Annotated in this window: 1 protein-coding gene; it reads left to right on the forward strand. The window is 74.7% G+C overall.

Annotated features, from left to right (window positions below; all coding sequences use genetic code 11):
- Window positions 1-33 precede the first annotated feature (33 nt).
- Window positions 34-18696 (forward strand): non-ribosomal peptide synthase/polyketide synthase, encoded by an 18663-nt coding sequence (locus tag ACJX2R_RS05225; RefSeq protein WP_413099000.1) that lies wholly within the window; start codon window positions 34-36, stop codon window positions 18694-18696.
- The last annotated feature ends 3 nt before the right edge of the window (window positions 18697-18699 follow it).

Here is an 18699-nt window from a genome sequence, read left to right on the forward strand (position 1 = left end):
CCGTTCAACCGCTCTGAAGGGCCACGACCCACCATGACGGACCACTACGAGACCTCATCGGTGTCCGCACCCCAACCCGTCCCGGACCTCCCTCCGGAGGCGTGGAACGCCACGGACCGCGCCGTCTCCCGCGCGCCGCTCGGCGAGCTCTTCGCCGTCCGGGCGGAGCGCGCCCCCGAGGCGCCGGCGCTGGTGGCGGACGGGCGCGAGTGGTCCTTCGGGGAGGTCGAGCGCTGGGCGAACCGGCTGGCCCACCGTCTCATCGGGCAGGGCGTGGGCCCGGAGCGGGTGGTGGCGCTGGTGCTGCCCCGCTCGGCGGAGCTGGTGGTGGCCGAGCTGGCGGTGGCGAAGGCGGGCGGCGCGTACCTCCCGATCGACCCCGCGCACCCCGGGGAGCGCCGGGCCATGATGCTGGCCGACGCCCGGCCGGTGGCCGTGCTCGAAGATCCAGCGTGGATCCGGGAGGTGGGGGCCGGGGCGGGCCCGGACCACGCGCCCGGCCGGGGGGAGTTGCTCGGCCCGCTGTGCCCCGAGCATCCCGCGTATGTCATCTACACCTCCGGCTCCACGGGCGTGCCCAAGGGCGTGCTGGTGCCACACGCCGGTCTGGGCAACTTCTCGGCCGCGGCGGTGGCCCACTACCAGGTCCGGCCCGGCGACCGGGTGCTGCAATTCTCCTCGCCCAGCTTCGACGCCTCCGTTCTGGAGCTGTGCTCCTCCCTGCTCGCCGGGGCGGCCCTGGTGGTGCCCCCCGAGGGGCCGCTGCTGGGCGCCGAGCTGGTGTCGGTCCTGCGGGAGAGGCGGGTGACCCATGCCCTGATCCCCCCGGCGGCGCTCGCCACCGTGCCCCCGGAGGAGCTTCACGACGGGCTGCCCGACTTCCGCACGCTGATCGTGGGCGCGGAGGCGTGCCCCGCCGATCTGGTGGACCTGTGGGCGCCCGGACGGCGGATGGTGAACTCCTACGGCCCGACGGAGGCCACGGTCGTGGCCTCCTGGACGGACGCCCTGGCGGCGGGGACCGGCGCCCCGCCGATCGGCCGTCCGCTGCCCAATACCCGGGTGTTCGTACTGGACGAGGCGGCGCGGCAGGTACCGGTCGGGGTCACCGGAGAGCTGTGCATCAGCGGCGCGGGCCTGGCCCGCGGCTATCTCGACCGGCCGGGGCTGACCGCCGAGCGGTTCACCGCCTGCCCGTTCGGCCCGCCCGGATCGCGGATGTACCGCACCGGTGACCTGGTCCGCTGGAACGCCGACGGCGAACTGGAATTCCTCGGCCGGGCCGACCACCAGGTCAAGATACGCGGCTTCCGCATCGAACTGGGCGAGGTGGAGGCCGCGTTGGCCCGCCACCCCCGGGTGGGGTCCGCCGTGGTCACCGTGCGGGAGGACGAGCCCGGGAGGAAGCGGCTGGTCGGCTATGTGGTGCCGCCCGGCGGCGGAACCCCTCCGAAGGCCGCGGAGGTGCGTGCCGCGGTGGCCCGGATACTGCCGGCGCATATGGTGCCGTCCGCCTACGTCGTACTGGACGCGTTCCCCCTCACCCCGCACCGCAAGATCGACCGGCAGGCGCTGCCCGCCCCGCGCTCCGCGCCCGACGGCGACTCCCGCCACATCGCCCCGCGCACCCCCGCCGAGGAGACCCTGGCCCGCGTCTGGTCCGAGGTGCTGCCGGTGGACGCCGTGGGCGTGGAGGACGACTTCCTGGGCCTGGGTGGCGACTCCATCCTGGGGGTGCGGCTGCTGACCCGGATCCGGGCCGAGCTGGGCGTGGAGCTCTCACTGCGCGATCTGCTCGACGCCAGGACGGTGGCGCGGCTGGCCGGCAAGCTGCCCGCCCCGGCGGCCGAGACGCCCGAGGCGCCGATCCCGCCCGCGCCGCGCGACCGTCCGCTGCCGCTGTCCTCCGCCCAGCGGCGGCTGTGGTTCCTGGACGATCTGACCTCCGGCGGGACCGAGTACAACACCGGGGCCGGGCTGCGGCTCGACGGCCCGCTGGACGCGGCCGCGCTGCGCCGGGCGCTGGACCGGCTCACCGCCCGCCATGACGCCCTGCGCACCACCTTCGCCACCGTGGACGGGCACGGGGTGCAACAGGTGGCCGCGCACGGGACCGTACCCCTCGAACGGCTCGACCTGGGCGGGCATCCGGCGCGGCGGCGCGCCGAGGAGCTCGACGCCACGCTGACCGCCGAGCTGAACCGCCCCTACGACCTCAGCCAGGGTCCGCTGACCAGGGCGCTGCTGATCCGGCTCGCCGACGAGGAGCACGTCCTGCTGCTGGCGCAGCACCACATCGTCACCGACGGCTGGTCGGTCGGGCTGCTGGTGCGCGAACTGGCCGCGCTCTACGCCGCCGAGGTGTCCGGCACCGACGCCGCGCTCCCCGAACCCGCCCTCCAGTACCCGGACTTCGCGGTGTGGGAGCGGAGCCGTACCGCCACCGCCGGTGCGGACGCCGATCTGGAGTACTGGCGGGGCCGGCTGGCCGGGATGCAGACGCTGGAGCTGCCCACCGACCGCCCGCGCCCCCCGGTGCGCACCACGGCGGGCGCGGTGCACCGCCGTGAGCTGCCCGCCGAGCTGGTGGCGGGGCTGACCCGGCTCGGCAGGGAGCGGGACACCACGCGGTTCACCCTGCTCGCGGCCGCCGTCGCGGTGCTGTTCTCCCGCTACTCGGGCCAGCGGGACATCGCCTTCGGCACCGTGACCGCCGGGCGCCACCGCAAGGAGCTGGAGTCGGTCGCCGGATTCTTCGTCAACACCCTTGTGCTGCGCGCCGATGTGGACGGGGACAGCACCGTCGAGCGGTTCCTGGACGCGATGCGCGAGACGGTGCTTGACGCCTTCGGCCATGACCGGCTGCCGTTCGAGCGCGTCGTCGAGGAGCTGGCCCCGCGCCGCGACCCCAGCCGCAATCCGCTGGTGCAGGCGCTGGTCGTCCAGCAGAGCGCCATGGTGCCCGGCCAGGAGGCGGGGGGTGTGCGGATCACCGAGCACTCCCTGCCGCGCCCGGCCGCGCGGTTCGATCTGGTGCTGGAGTTCCTGCCCCGCGACGACGGCTCGCTGGGGCTGACCATTGAGTTCAACTCCGATCTGTTCGACGCGGCCACGATCGAGCGGATGGCCGGGCATCTGCACCGGCTGCTGGCCGCCATGGTGGCCGATCCGGGTGCCACCCTCATCGAGCTGCGGATGCTGGCCGACGCCGAGTGGCATGCGATGCTCGACGCCTGGAACGGTCCTGAGCGACCCGCGGTCGAGGCCACCCTGCCCGATCTCTTCGCCGTCCAGGTGTCGCGACGCCCCACGGCCACCGCCGTGACCTGCGGGGACACCATCCTCTCCTACGACGAGGTGAACCGGCGCGCCAACCGGCTGGCGCGGCTGCTCATCGACCGGGGCGCCGGTCCCGAGCGGCTGGTGGCCCTCGCCCTGCCCCGCTCGGCCGAGCTCGTCGTCGTTCTGCTGGCGGTGCTCAAGGCGGGCGCCGGATATCTGCCGGTGGACCCCGAATACCCGGCCGAGCGCATCGCGTTCATGCTGGAGAACGCCGCGCCCTCGACCGTCCTGGCCACCACCGGGGCGGCCGGCTGCCTGCCCGTGGACGCCGCACCGCTGCTGCTGGACGACCCGGGGGTACGCGCCCGGCTGGACGGGCTCGCGGACGGCGACATCACCGACGCCGAACGGCTCCGGCCGCTCGTCCCGGCCCATCCCGCCTATGTCATCTACACCTCCGGATCGACCGGCCGGCCCAAGGGCGTGGTGGCCACCCACCGCGGTGTGGCGGGGCTCGCGGCCTGGGCCGAGGCGGAGCTGGGGCGGGAGCGGCTGACCGACGTGGTCGCCTCGACCTCGCTCAACTTCGATGTGTCGGTCTTCGAGATCCTCTGCCCGCTGCTGGCCGGCGGCAGCGTCGAGGTGGTGCGCGATCTGCTCGCCCTCACCGATCCCGAGGGGCGGCCGCGGGCGACGGGGCTGCTCAGCGGGGTGCCCTCGGTGTTCTCCCGGCTGCTGGGCGAGGACCGCCCGGCGGACTGGGCCCGGACCGTCGTACTGGCGGGCGAGGCGCTGCCCGCCCAGACCGTACGGGACATCCGGGAGGCCATGCCGTCCTGCCGGATCGCCAATCTGTACGGGCCGACCGAGGCCACGGTGTACGCCACCGGCTGGTTCTGCGACGGCCGGGCGCCCTCGCAGGCCCCGCCGATCGGCCACCCGGTCGCGAGCACCCGCGCGTATGTCCTGGACCCGACGCTGCGGCTGGTGCCGCCCGGGGTGACCGGTGAGCTGTATCTGGGCGGGCAGGGCCTGGCCCGGGGGTATCTGCGGCGACCCGGGCTGACCGCCCACCGCTTTCTCGCGGACCCCTTCGGGCCGCCCGGCAGCCGGATGTACCGCACCGGTGACCTGGTCCGCTGGAACGGCGAGGGCCAGCTGGAGTACGTGGGCAGAGCCGACAACCAGGTGAAGATCCGCGGCTTCCGCATCGAGCTGGGCGAGGTGGAGACGGCGCTGCTGCGCCACCCCGACATCGCCGAGGCGGCGGCCGTCGCCCGGGAGACGGACGGCCATCGGCGGCTGATCGCCCATGTGGTGGCCGCCTCGGGCGCCGAGCCCGACCCGGCGGGGCTGCGGCGGTTCCTGCGGCGCTCGCTGCCCGACTACATGGTGCCCGCATCCGTCGTCGTCCTGGAGCGGATGCCGCTCAACCCCAACGGCAAGCTGGACCGCGCCCGGCTCCCCGAGCCGGACTGGGCCGGGGCCGCGGCACCGGGCTATGTGGCGCCCCGGACCGCCACCGAGCGGACCCTGGCGACGGTCTGGGCCCGGATCCTGCGGGTGGACCGCGTGGGGATGGAGGACAACTTCTTCTCCCTCGGCGGCGATTCGATCCTCAGCATCCAGCTGGTCTCCCAGGCACGGCAGGCCGGTCTCGCCGTCACCTCGCGCGATGTCTACCGCCATCAGACGATCGCCGCGCTGGCCCTGCACCTGGACACCACCACGGCCCCTGCCGAGCCCGCCGCCGAGGGGGACGGGACGGCCACCGGGGAGCTGCCGCTGACCCCCATCCAGCACTGGCTGTTCACCGCCGACGCCGAGCGGGCCGGCCACTTCAACCAGACCGTCTCGCTGGTGCTGCCCGAGGACGTGGACGAGGACGCGCTGCGGCTCGCCCTGGACGCGCTGGTGGACCACCATGACGCCCTGCGCTCCCGCTTCCACCACCGCCACGGCGGCTGGTACCAGCGGATCGAGGACGCGGCGGCCGTCCGCGTACCGCTCCAGACCACCGGCGCCGGACACCTGGGCCGCTTCGACCTAGCCGAGGGGCCGCTGATGCGGGCGGTACTCGACCGGGACGCCGGGCCGTGCCCGGTCCTCCACCTCACCATCCATCACGCGGTGGTGGACGGGGTGGCCTGGCGCGTCGTCCTGGAGGATCTCGACGGCGCCTACCGGCGGGCGGCCCGGGGCGAGGGCGCCGGGCTTCCCCCGAAGTCCTCGCCACTGCGCCGCTGGGCGCTGCGGCTCAACGCCCACGCCGGGGAAGGCGGGTTCGCGGACGAGGAGGCGTACTGGACCGGCCTGGCCGCGGCCTGCGACCCCTCGCTGCCGGTGGACCTGAACGGGACGGCCGGGGCGGACGGGGCGGACGAGGTTGACGGGGCGAACGGGGAGGCCGGGGCGAACACCTACGCCTCGGCCCGGTCGGTCACCCTCCGGCTCGGCCCGGAGGAGACCGCCGCACTCCTCCAGACGCTCCCCGAGGTCTACCGCACACAGGTCAACGACGTGCTGCTGAGCGCGCTGGCCCGGGTGCTGCGCCGCTGGACCGGGCGCGCCCGGGTGCCGGTGGACGTGGAGGGCCACGGCCGCGAGGAGCTGTTCGCGGACCTGGATCTGTCCCGTACGGTCGGCTGGTTCACCACCCGCTTCCCGGTGGCGCTCGACGTTCCGGACGGCGGCTGGGGCGACGTCCTCAAGTCCGTCAAGGAGCAGATGCGGGCCGTACCGCGGCGTGGTCTGGGCTACGGGGTGCGGCGCCATCTGCTCGATGGCGCGGGCCTCCCCGACGGCCCCACGGCCGGGATCAGCTTCAACTACCTCGGCCGGTTCGAGGCGCCGGGCGGTGGCGACGGGCTCTTCCGCGGTCTGCACCGGGAGCTGGCCCTGGACGCCGACCCCGCCTCGCCGCGTCCGCATCCGCTGGAGGTGGTGGGCCGGGCCCTGGGGGACGACCTGGAGTTCACCTGGTTCTACTCCGCGAACCTGCACCGGGAGGAGACGGTCGCCCGGCTCGCCGGGGAGTTCCGCGAGGCGCTGTGCGAGATCGCCCGGCACGGGAGCGCGCCCGGCGCGGGCGGCCGCACCCCGTCCGACTTCCCGCTGGCCGCCCTCGACCAGGCCGCCGTGGACCGGCTGGCCGGGAACGGCGGCGCGGTGGAGGACATCTACCCGCTCACCCCCACCCAGGCGGGCATGCTGTTCCACGCGCTGGCGCAGGGCGACCGGCGGGCCTACTTCCAGCAGCTCAGCTTCGTCCTCGACGGGGTGCCGGAGCCGGCGGCGCTGGCCGCGGCCTGGCAGCAGGTAGCCGACCGTACCCAGGTGTTGCGCGCCCGCGCGGTGTGGGAGGGGGTGCCCGAGCCGGTCCAGGTGGTGGAGCGCGGGGTCCGGATCCCGGTGGCCCTGCTCGACTGGCGTCATCTGTCCGGGCCGGACGAGCGCCGGCAGGAGCTGCGGAGGTTCCTCGCCGAGGACCGGGAGCGCGGCCTGGACCTGGCCGCCGCGCCGCTGACGCGGCTGGCGCTGGCCCGGCTGTCGGCGACCGAGGTCCAGGTGGTGTGGACGTTCCACCATCTGATCCTGGACGGCTGGAGCCTGTTCCAGGTGCTCTCCGACGTCTTCCACTGCCACGCACGGGCGCGTGACGGGGCGTCCGGCGCGGCCATGGCCGCCGGGCTGCCCGGCCGCCGCCCGTTCGGCGACTATGTGGCCTGGCTGCGGGAGCGCGCCGGGGCCCTGGCCGAGGAGCACTGGCGTACCCGGCTCGGCGATCTCACCGAGCCCACCCCGCTGCCGTACGACCGGGAGCCCACCGAGACCCATCACGCCGAGTCCACCGAGGAGCTCCGCGTGACCCTGCCCGCCGCCACCACCCAGCGGCTCCAGGCGCTGGCCCGGGACGAGGGGCTGACCCTGAACACCGTGGTGCAGGGCGCCTGGGCGCTGCTGCTGGCCCGGCGGTCCGGCCGCGAGGACGTGGTCTTCGGGACCACGGTGTCCGGACGGCCTCCGGAGCTGCCGGGCGTGGAGACGATGAACGGGCTGTTCATCACCACCGTGCCGACCCGCCTCACGGTGCCGGCCGGGTCCACCCTGCTGTCCTGGCTGAGGGCGGTGCAGTCCGGGCAGACCGAGGACCGGCGGTTCGACTTCGTACCGCTCACCCGGCTGCGGTCCTGGACCGGTCTGCCCGAGCGGGTGAACCTCTTCGACTCCATCGTGGTCTTCGAGAACTATCCGGTCGGCGGGGACCTCGCCGCCGCGCACGGCCTCGCGCTGCGCGAGCTGAACGGCGTCGAGACCACCAACTACCCGCTGTCCCTGGTGGTCTACCCCGGCGAGGAGCTGGCGCTGCGGCTCGGCTACGACCCGGCGCTGTTCGACGGGGCCACCGCCCGGCGGCTGGCGGAGTACCTGACGGTGCTGCTGACGGCCATGGCCGACACCCCGGACCGGGCGCCCGCACACCTTCCGATGCTCACCGCCGCCCGGCGCCACCAGGTGCTCCGGGAGTGGAACGACACCGCGGTGCCGCTGCCCGAGTCCACGGTGGCCGGGCGGTTCGCCGAGCGGGTGCGGTGTGCGCCGGAGGCGGTGGCCCTGGACGGCGGGGCGGGCCCGGTGAGCTACCGGGAGCTGGACACCCGCGCCAACCGGCTGGCCCACCGGCTCATCGGACACGGCGTCGGCCCGGAGCGCCCGGTGGCCGTCCTGATGGACCGGTCGGTGGAGCTGGTGGTGGCGCTGCTGGCGGTCGTCAAGGCGGGCGGGGTGTACGTACCGCTGGACACCCGCGCCCCCGGGGACCGGCTGCGGAGCGTGCTGGCGGAGGCGGGCGCGGAGGTGCTGCTGACCGACCGCGCGTGGCAGCGCACGGCGGCGGACGTCTCGGGCGACCGGCGGACCCTGCTTGTGGCGCCCGGCTCCTACGGTGGCGACGACGGCCCGTCGCAGCCGCCGAGCGTGGCGCTCTCCCCCGACAACGCCCTGTATCTGATGTTCACTTCGGGCTCCACCGGGCGGCCCAAGGGCGTCGCGGTGCGCCACCGCGATGTGACCGCCCTCGTCGCGGACCGCGCCTTCGCGGACCACGACCGGGTGCTGGTGCACTCGCCCCAGGCGTTCGACGCCTCGACGTACGAGCTGTGGGTGCCGCTGCTGCGCGGCGGCCGGGCCGTGCTGGCGCCCGCCGGGGACGTGGACGCGGACACCGTGCGCCGGGCGGTCGCCGAGTACGGGGTGAGCTGTCTGTGGCTGACCGCCGGGCTGTTCCGGCTGCTGGCACAGGAGGCGCCGGAGTGTCTGCGCGGCGCCCGGGAGGTGTGGACCGGCGGCGAGGCGGTGCCCCCGGGCGCGGTGCGCCGGGTGCTCGCGGCCTGCCCAGAGCTGACGGTGATGGACGGCTACGGCCCGACCGAGACCACGACCTTCGCCACCCGGCGCCCCTTCCGCGCCGGGGAGGAGCTGCCGCGCTCGCTGCCCATCGGACGGCCGCTGGACAACACCCGCACGTACGTCCTCGACGGTGCCCTCCAGCCGCAACCTCCCGGCGTTCCCGGGGAGTTGTACATCGCGGGGGCCGGGGTGGCGCGCGGCTACCACGGCCGCCCCGGCGCCACCGCCGAGCGGTACGTCGCCGATCCGTTCGGGCCGTCCGGCTCCCGGATGTACCGCACCGGGGACATCGTGGCCTGGACCGACGACGGTGAACTGCGCTTCGTGGGCCGCGCCGACGACCAGCTGAAGGTCCGGGGCTTCCGCATCGAACCGGGCGAGATCGAGGCCGCGCTGATCCGCCACGCGGCCGTGGCGGAGGCGGTCGTCACGCTCTCCCGGGTGGCCGACCGCACGCTGCTGACCGGCTACGCGGTGCCGGTGGCCGGGGCCGGGGTGCCGGACGCCGGGGAGCTGCGGTCCTTCCTGGGCGGCCTGCTGCCCGACTACATGGTGCCCTCGGCGTTCGTCGCCCTCGACGCGCTGCCGCTCACCCGCAACGGCAAGGTGGACCGCCGCCGGCTGCCCGCGCCCGACCCGGCGGCGGCCGGGACGGCCGGGTACGTGGCGCCCCGTACCGACACCGAGCGGGCCCTCGCGGAGATCTGGGGCACCCTGCTGGGCCGGGAGCGGATCGGCGCCGAGGACAACTTCTTCCATCTGGGCGGGGATTCGATCCTCAGCATCCAGGTGGCCTCCCGCGCCCGGCAGGCGGGGCTGGCCGTCACCCCCCGCGAGCTCTTCCGGCATCCCACCATCGCCTCGCTCGCCACCGTCACCACGCCCACCGCCACGCCCGCCGCCGACACCGGGCCGGTCACCGGCGAGGTGCCGCTCACCCCGATCCAGCACTGGTTCTTCGGGATGCGGACCGACCGGCCCGGCCACTTCAACCAGTCCGTGGTCGTGGAGCTCCAGCGGGAACCTGACCTCCGCGCGCTGCGCGCGGCGCTCGACGCGCTGCTGGTCCACCATGACGCGCTGCGCATGCGGTTCGAGCCGGGCGCCGGCGAAGGCCCGCGGCAGTACTGCCCGCGGCCGGATCTGACGGCCCCGGCGCCCCTGCGGGAGCACGACCTGTCGGGGCTCGACGCGGACCAGTGCCGGGCCGCCGAGGAGTCGGCGATGGCGGAGGCGCAGGCCGGGTTCGACCTGGTGCGGGGTCCGCTGCTGGCCGCGCGGCTGTTCCACCATGGCGACGGGCAGCGGCCGGCCCTCTTCCTGACCGCTCACCACCTGGTGGTGGACGGTGTCTCCTGGCGGGTGCTGCTGGAGGATCTGAACACCGCGTACCGGCAACTGATTACGGGCGGGCGGGCCGACCTCGGCCCGCGCACCACGTCCGTACGGGACTGGTCCCGAAAGCTCACCGAGCACACCGCCGCCGGTGGTTTCGACGCCGAACTCGCCCACTGGCGGGCGGTGACCGCGGAGTGCGCCGCGGGGCTGCCCGTGGACGGCGAGGGGGACAACACGGTGGCGTCCATGGCGTCGGTCACCGTCCGTCTCGACCGGGAGCGCACCGAGGCACTGCTGCGGCAGGTCCCCGAGGTCTACCGCACCCGTATGGACGATTGTCTGCTCGCGGCGCTGGGCCGGGTGCTCGGCGACTGGACCGGGCGGCGCCGGATCGCCGTGGACCTGGAGGGCCACGGCCGGGAGGAGCATCTGCTGGACGGGGTGGACCTGTCCCGCACCGTCGGCTGGTTCACCAGCCTCTATCCGGTCGCCCTGGACGTCCCGGGCGGCGGCTGGGGCGAGACGCTGAAGTCGGTCAAGGAGCAGCTGCGGGCGGTGCCCGCACGCGGTATCGGCTACGGCGCGCTGCGCCACCTCTCCCCCGGCTCCGGGCTCCTGGGCGCGGCCGAGCCCGGGATCAGCTTCAACTACCTCGGGCAGTTCGACTGGTCGGCGGCGGATGACGACACCGGTCTCGTCCGCACCGTACGGGACGGGCTCGGCGGTGACGCCGCGCCCGACACGGCCCGGGCGCATCTGCTGGACGTCGTGGCCCGGGTGGAGCGCCGGTGCCTCGAGATCACCTGGTACTACGGCTCGGGGACGCACACCGAGGACACGGTGGCCGGGCTGGCGCGGGGGATGCTCCGCGCGCTGGAGGAGATCGTCGGCCACTGCGCCGGCCCCGGGGCGGGCGGCCGTACCCCGTCGGACTTCCCGCTGGCCCGGCTGGACCAGGCCGCGGTGGACCGGATCGCCGCCGACGGCCGGGCGGTGGAGGACATCTATCCGCTGACCCCGACCCAGGCCGGGATGCTGTTCCACGGGCTGATGGACCCGGCGTCGGACGCGTATGTCAACCAGGTCCAGCTGACGCTGACGGGTGCGCGCGATCCGCGGGCGCTGGCCACCGCGTGGCGGCAGACGGTGGACGCCAATCCGATCCTGCGCACCCATCTGGTGTGGGCGGACACCCCGGAGCCGCTCCAGGTCGTGACGCACCGGGCGGCGCTCCGGATCGTCCACCACGACTGGACGCGGCGGCCCGAGGAGTGGCGCGGGGCCGAGCTGGACCGGATGCTCGCCGAGGACCGGGCCGAGGGGATCGACCTGGCCACGGCGCCGCTGATGCGGCTGGCGCTGATCCGGCTGTCCGCCGACGAGGTGCGGATCGTCTGGACCTTCCACCATGTGCTGCTCGACGGCTGGAGCGCGGCGCAGGTCTTCGACGAGGTCTGCGAGCGGTACGCGGCGCTGACCTCGGAACGGGCGCCCGTGGTGCCCGCCCGCCGACCGTTCCGCGAGTACCTGGGCTGGCTCGGCGAGCAGGACACGGCGGAGGCCGAGCGGTACTGGCGTACGGCGCTGGCCGGGTTCACCTCGCCCACCGAACTGCCGCGGGACCGGCCCGCGCCGGAGGCGCACCGCAGCGCCTCCTCGGGGTCGCACCGGGTCACGCTGGGCGCCGAGGAGTCCGCCCGGCTCCGTACGACCGCGCAGCGGGGCGGGCTGACCATGAACACGGTGGTGCAGGGCGCCTGGGCGCTGCTGCTGTCACGGTACAGCGGGGCCGACGACCTGTGCTTCGGCACCACCGTCTCGGGGCGGCCGGCCGCGCTGCCGGGAGTCGAGTCCATGGTCGGGGTGTTCATCAACACCATCCCCACCCGGGTCCGGGTGGCCGGGGAGAGCCGACTGCTGGACTGGCTGCGGGAGCTTCAGTCGGCGCAGTCGGAGTCCCGGCTCTTCGAGTTCGTGTCCCTGGCGCAGCTGGGGAGCTGGAGCGAGGTGCCCGGCGGGGTGAGCCTCTTCGACTCCATCGTGGTCTTCGAGAACTACCCGTTCGACAGCGAGGCCATCGCAGCCCATGGCCTGGGCATCCGGCAGGAGCGGGATGTGGAGCCCACCAACTACGCGCTCAGCGTGGTGGTGGCGCCCGAGGAGCGGCTGTCGATCTGCCTGGACTACGACCCCGAGGCGTTCGACGCCCCGACGATCGAGCGGCTGGGCGGCTGTCTGCGCAATCTGCTGGTGGAGATGGCGACCGATCCGGAGCGGCGGCTGGACGAACTGCCGCTGGTCGGCGAGGCCGAGACGCGCGGCATCCTCGACCGCTTCAGCGGCCCGGTCTCCGCCGCGCCGGACGCGGTGCTGCCCGCGCTGTTCGAGGCGCGGGCGGCCCGTACGCCGGACGCGGTGGCGGTGATGGGCGACGGCGGGCCGCTGACCTACCGGGAGCTGAACGAGCGTGCCAACCGGCTGGCCCGGCTGCTGATCGCCTCGGGCGCCGGGCCGGAACGCTTCGTGGCCCTGGCGCTGCCGCGCACCCCGGAGCTGGTGGTGGCCGTGCTGGCGGTGCTCAAGAGCGGGGCGGCCTATCTCCCGGTCGACCCGGCGTACCCGGCGGAGCGGATCGCCTTCATGCTCGGCGACATCGCCCCGGACACGGTGGTGACGACAGGAGAAGTGGCGGACCGGATCCCCGCCGGGGCGGGCGGCCGGATCCCGCTGGACGACGCGGAGTTCCGCGGGCGGCTGGCGCGACTGCCCGCCCACGACGTCGGCGACGCCGAGCGGCGCGGCCCGCTGCTCCCCGCCCATCCGGCGTACGCCATCCACACCTCGGGATCCACCGGTACGCCCAAGGGTGTCGTGGTCACCCATGAGAGCGTGGCGGCGCTGGCCGCGTGGGCACGGGAGGAGTTCGGCGCCCAGGGGCTCTCCCATGTGGTGGCCTCGACCTCCCTCAACTTCGATGTGTCGGTCTTCGAGATCCTCTGCCCGCTGCTGGCCGGTGGCGCCATCGAGATCGTCCGCGATCTGCTCACCCTGGCCGAGCGGACGGAAGGCTGGACGGCGAGCCTGATCAGCGCCGTGCCCTCGGCGCTCGGGCAGGTGCTCGGCAAGGGGTCGGTCTCGGTGACGGCGGGGACCGTGGTGCTGGCGGGCGAGGGCCTGGCGGCCCGTACCGTCAAGGAGGTCCGGGCGGCCATCCCCGGCTGCCGGGTGGCCAACATCTACGGCCCCACCGAGGCCACCGTCTACGCCACCGCCTGGACCTGCGACCCGGCCGATCCGGACCGCACCCCGCCCATCGGCGCCCCCGTGGCCGCCACCCGGGCCTACGCACTGGACGCGCGGATGCGGCCGGTGCCGGTCGGGGTGCCGGGAGAGCTCTATCTGGCGGGGCCGGGCCTCGCCCGGGGGTACTTCGGCCGGCCGGGGCTGACCGCGCAGCGGTTCACGGCCGATCCGTTCGGCCCGGCGGGCGGCCGGATGTACCGCACCGGCGACCTGGTCCGCTGGGACGAGCGGGGGCAGCTGGAATACCTCGGCAGAACCGACGACCAGGTCAAGGTGCGCGGTTTCCGCATCGAACTGGGCGAGGTCGAGGCGGCGCTGGCGCGCCACCCCGGTGTCGCCGAGGCGGCCGCGGCGGTCGTCGACACCGGCGGCCACAAGCGGCTGGCCGGTTATGTGGTGCGGGTCCCGGGCTCCCCGCCGGTGGACACCGCCTCGGTCCGCGCCTTCCTCGCCACGAGCCTGCCGGACCATATGGTCCCCTCGGCCGTGGTCGTCCTGGACCGGCTGCCGCTGGGGTCCAGCGGCAAGCTGGACCGGCGTGCGCTGCCCGCACCCGTCTGGGCGGCCCGCGCCACCGGCCATGTGGAGCCGCGTACGGAGACCGAGAAGGCCCTCGCCGCCATCTGGGCGGAGGTGCTGGGCGTCGAGCGGATCGGCGTGGAGGACAACTACTTCGCGCTCGGCGGCGATTCCATCCTCAGCATCCAGATCGTCTCCGCCGCCCGGCGGGCCGGGATCGAGCTGACCCCGCGCCATCTCTTCGTCCACCAGACCGTGGCGGACCTGGCGGCGGCCGCGCGGGAGGCGACGGCGACCGCGACCGAGCGGGGTCCGGTCGTCGGCGAGGTGCCGCTGACCCCGATCCAGCACTGGCTCTTCCACCAACTCGGCTCCACGGCCCGGCACTTCACCCAGTCGGTCTCGGCCGAGCTGACCGCACCGCTGGACCAGAGCGCGCTGCGCACCGCCCTGTCCACGGTGCTGACCCACCATGACGCCCTGCGGCTGCGCTTCGAGCGGACCGACGACGGCGCCGTGCGCCAGTACAACGCCCCGCCGGACGCGGAGCCGGTGCTGGACATCCACGATCTGTCCGCCGTGGCACCCGAGCGGCGGGACGCGGTGATGCGGGAGACGGCGGGGCGGATCCGGTCCGGGTTCGACCTGGCCCGGGGGCCGCTGCTGCGCGCCGTGCTCTTCACCCGGGGCGAGGGGATACGGCCCGTACTGCTGCTGACGGCCCACCACTTGGTGGTGGACGCCGTCTCCTGGCGCATCGTGCTGGAGGATCTGGACACCGCCTACCGGCAGATCGTCGCCGGCCGGACGCCGGAACCGGGCCCCAAGACCACGTCGTTCCGCACCTGGGCACTGCGCCTGACCGAGCACACCGCCGCCGGGGGCTTCGACGCCGAGCGCGACCACTGGGCGGCCTCCGCCGGCTGCACCGACCTCCCCACGGACGGCGAGGGCCCCAACACCGCCGCCTCGGCGGATGAGGTGACCGTACGGCTCGGCGCGGAGGAGACCCGGCTGCTGCTGCAAGAGGTGCCGGACGCGTACCGGACCCGGATCAACGATGTACTGCTGTGCGCCCTGGGACGGGTGCTGGCCCGCTGGACCGGCCGGGACACGGTGGCGGTGGCCCTGGAGGGGCACGGCCGGGAGGAGATCTTCGACGGGGTGGATCTGTCCCGTACGGTCGGCTGGTTCACCAGCATGTTCCCCGTCGCGCTTGAGGCCCCCGCCTCCTCAGGGCTGGAGCGGACGCTGAAGGCCGTCAAGGAGCGGCTGCGGGCGGTCCCCGGGAACGGCCTGGGCCACGGCGCGCTGCGCCACCTGTCCGTCGCGGCCGCCGCCGGGCTTCCCGCCACCCCGAAGATCAGCTTCAACTATCTGGGCCAGCAGGACTGGGAGCCCCCGGCGGGCGGTCTGCTGCACGCCCTGGCCGGTGGGCTGGAGGGCGATATGAGCCCGGATGCGCCCCGGCCGCATCTGCTCGATGTGATCGGCCGGGTGGCGGACCGGCGGCTCGAACTCAGCTGGTCCTACTCCCGGTCGCTGCACCGACGCGCCACGGTGGCCCGGCTCGCGGAGGAGATGGCCGAGGAGCTGCGGGCGATCGTCCGGCTGTGCGTCCGCCCCGGTGCGGGCGGGCGGACGCCGTCGGACTTCCCGCTGGCCGGTCTCGACCAGGAGACCGTCGACCGGCTGGCGGGCGACGGCCGGGACGTGGCCGATATCCATCCGCTGACCCCGACCCAGTCCGGGCTGGTCTTCCATGCCCTGGCCCAGCGGGGCCAAGGGCTCTATGTGGAGCAGGCGACGTTCGTCCTGGACGGGGTCGGCGACTCCGGAGTGCTGGCCGCCGCCTGGCAGCATGTCGTGGACCGCACCCCGGTACTGCGCGGCGCGGTGGTGGTGCGTGATGTGCCCGAGCCGCTGATGATCGTGCGCCGCACCGCGGCCGTACCGGTCGAGGAGCTCGACTGGAACGGCCTCACGGAGGACCAGCGCACGGCCGAGCTGGAGCGGCTGCTGGACCGGGATCGCGCCCGCGGGATCGATCTCACCGCGGCCCCGCTGCTCCGCGTCACGCTGGCCCGGCTTTCGCCCGGTGAGGTGCGGGTGCTGTGGACCTTCCACCATGTGCTGCTGGACGGCTGGAGCGTCTTCCAGGTGCTCGGCGATGTCTTCGCCGCCCATGCCGCCCTCGCCGCCGGTGAGCAGCCGAGGCTGCCGGTCCGCAGGCCGTTCGCGGACTATGTGGCCTGGCTCGCGCGTCAGGACCGCACGCGTGCGGAGGCGCACTGGCGGCAAGCCCTGGAAGGATTCACCTCGCCCACTCCCCTCCCCTTTGACCGCAGGCCGACGCCGGAGATCGCCACGCGGTCGTCGCGCTGGCTGTCGCACCGGCTCGGTGAGCGGGACACCGCGGCCCTCCAGGAGTTCGCACGGCGGCACCGGCTCACCCTCAATACGATCGTGCAGGGTGCTTGGGGCTTGCTCGTATCTCGCTTGAGCGGTGAGTCGGACGTCTGCTTCGGGACGACGGTCTCCGGGCGGCCGGCGGAGCTGCCCGGCGCGGACGACATCACCGGCATCTTCATCAACACCCTCCCGGTGCGGTGTGCGGTGGAGGGCACCGCCGGTGCCGCCGCCTGGCTGCGCGGGCTCCAGGCCGAGCAGGCGGACGCGCGCGGCTTCGGCCATGTGCCGCTGGTCCAGCTGCGGGGCTGGAGCGAACTGCCCGCCGGGGTGGACCTCTTCGAGAGCCTGGTGGTGTTCGAGAACTACCCCATCAACAGCTCGGCCGCGGCCGAGCACGGGCTGCGAGTGCGCGATCTGCACGCCCTGGAGGCCACCAACTACGCGCTGACCGTGGTGGTCTCACCCGGATCCGAACTGTCCGTGGAACTCGGCTACGACCCGCGGCTGTTCGCGGAGTCCACCGCCGGGGCGCTGGCCGACCGGCTCATCCATCTCCTCGGCGCGCTGGCCGCGGCCCCCGACGAGCTGCCGCTGGACCGGATCGACGTCCTCCCGGCCGCCGAGCGCCACCGCCTCCTGGTGGACTGGAACGACACCGCCCGGCAGGTGCCCCGGGCGACCTGGGCCGAGCTCGTCGAGGCGGCGGCGGACCGCGACCCCGACGCGACCGCGGTGGACGCCCCGGACCTCCGGCTGACCTACGCGGAGCTGGACGATCGGGCCAACCGCCTGGCCCACCACCTCATCGGGCAGGGCGTGGGCCCCGGCCGGATCGTCGCGCTGGTGCTGCCCCGCTCGGTGGAGTCCGTCGTGGCCCGGCTCGCGGTGGCCAAGGCCGGTGGCGCCTATCTGCCCATCGACCCCGGCTACCCGGCCGAGCGCGTCGCGCTGATGCTCAAGGACTCGGCGCCGCATCTGGTGATCGAGCGGACCGCCGAGGCCGAGGCGCCGGACGGGCCGGCGCACCGCCCCACGGACGAGGACCGGCTCGCCGCCGTCCACCCGGACGACCCCGCCTATGTGATCTACACCTCCGGGTCCACCGGAACGCCCAAGGGCGTGGTGGTCACCCATCGCGGGATCGCCGGGTTCGCCGCCGCCGAGGCCGAGCACTTCCGGGTGCGGCCGGGCGACCGGGTGCTGCGGTTCTCCTCGCCCGGTTTCGACGCCTCCGTGCTGGAGCTGTGCATGGCGCTGCCGTCCGGGGCCACGCTGGTGGTGCCCGAGCCCGGTCCGCTGCTGGGCGGCCATCTCGCGGACGTCCTGCGGCGGCAGCGGATCACCCACACCCTCATCCCGCCCGCCGCCCTCGCGACACTGCCCCCGGGTACCGAGCGGGAGCTGCCCGATCTGCGCACGCTGATCGTGGGTGGGGACGCCTGTGGCGCGGAGCTCGCCGCCCGCTGGGCGCCGCACCACCGCGTGATCAACGCGTACGGGCCGACCGAGACGACCGTGGTGGCCACCTGGTCCGAACCGCTCACCCCCGACGGCACCCCGCCGCCGATCGGGCGGCCCATCCCCAACACCCGGGTCCATCTGCTCGACGCGCGGCTGCGCCCGGTGCCGGTGGGCGCGGTGGGCGAGCTGTGGGTCAGCGGTCCGTCGCTCGCCCGCGGCTATCTGGGCCGCGCCGGGCTGACCGCCGCCCGCTTCGTCGCCGACCCGTTCGGGCCGCCCGGCTCCCGGATGTACCGCACCGGTGACCTCGCCCGCTACGACGCGGAAGGCCGTCTGCACCATCTGGGGCGCGGCGACCACCAGCTCAAGCTGCACGGCCATCGCATCGAGGCGGGGGAGGTGGAGACCGCGCTGTGCGGCCACCCCGCCGTCGCGGAGGCCGTGGTGACGGTGCGGGAGGACGAGCCCGGGGTGCGCCGGCTGGTGGCCCATCTGGTCCTCGCGCCCGGGGCCGACGCCCCGGCCGACACCGAGCTGCGCACCTATCTGGGCCGGACGCTCCCGGGCCCGATGGTCCCGTCGGCGTTCGCCGTGCTGGACCGGCTGCCGCTCAACCGGAACGGCAAGACCGACCGCGCGGCGCTGCCCGCGCCCGGCCCCGCCACCACCGCCGCACCGGCCGCCCACATCGCCCCGCGCACCCCCACCGAGGAGGTCATCGCGGAGATCTGGTCGGAGGTGCTGGAGGTGTCGCCGGTCGGCGCGGAGGACGAGTTCTTCGCCCTGGGCGGTGACTCGGTCCGCAGCCTGCTGATCGCCTCCCGCGCCAAGGAGGCGTTCGCCGTCGATCTGACCCCGCGGGACATCCTGACCGCGCGCACCGTCTCCGCCCTCGCCGACCTGGTCGAGGAGCACATCCTGCGCGAACTCGAAGACGCCGCCTCCGGCGGCAGCGACCACGACGACCGGTGAGGA

This window comes from Streptomyces sp. Inha503 (assembly GCF_047215865.1).
GTDB lineage: Bacteria > Actinomycetota > Actinomycetes > Streptomycetales > Streptomycetaceae > Streptomyces > Streptomyces lycopersici.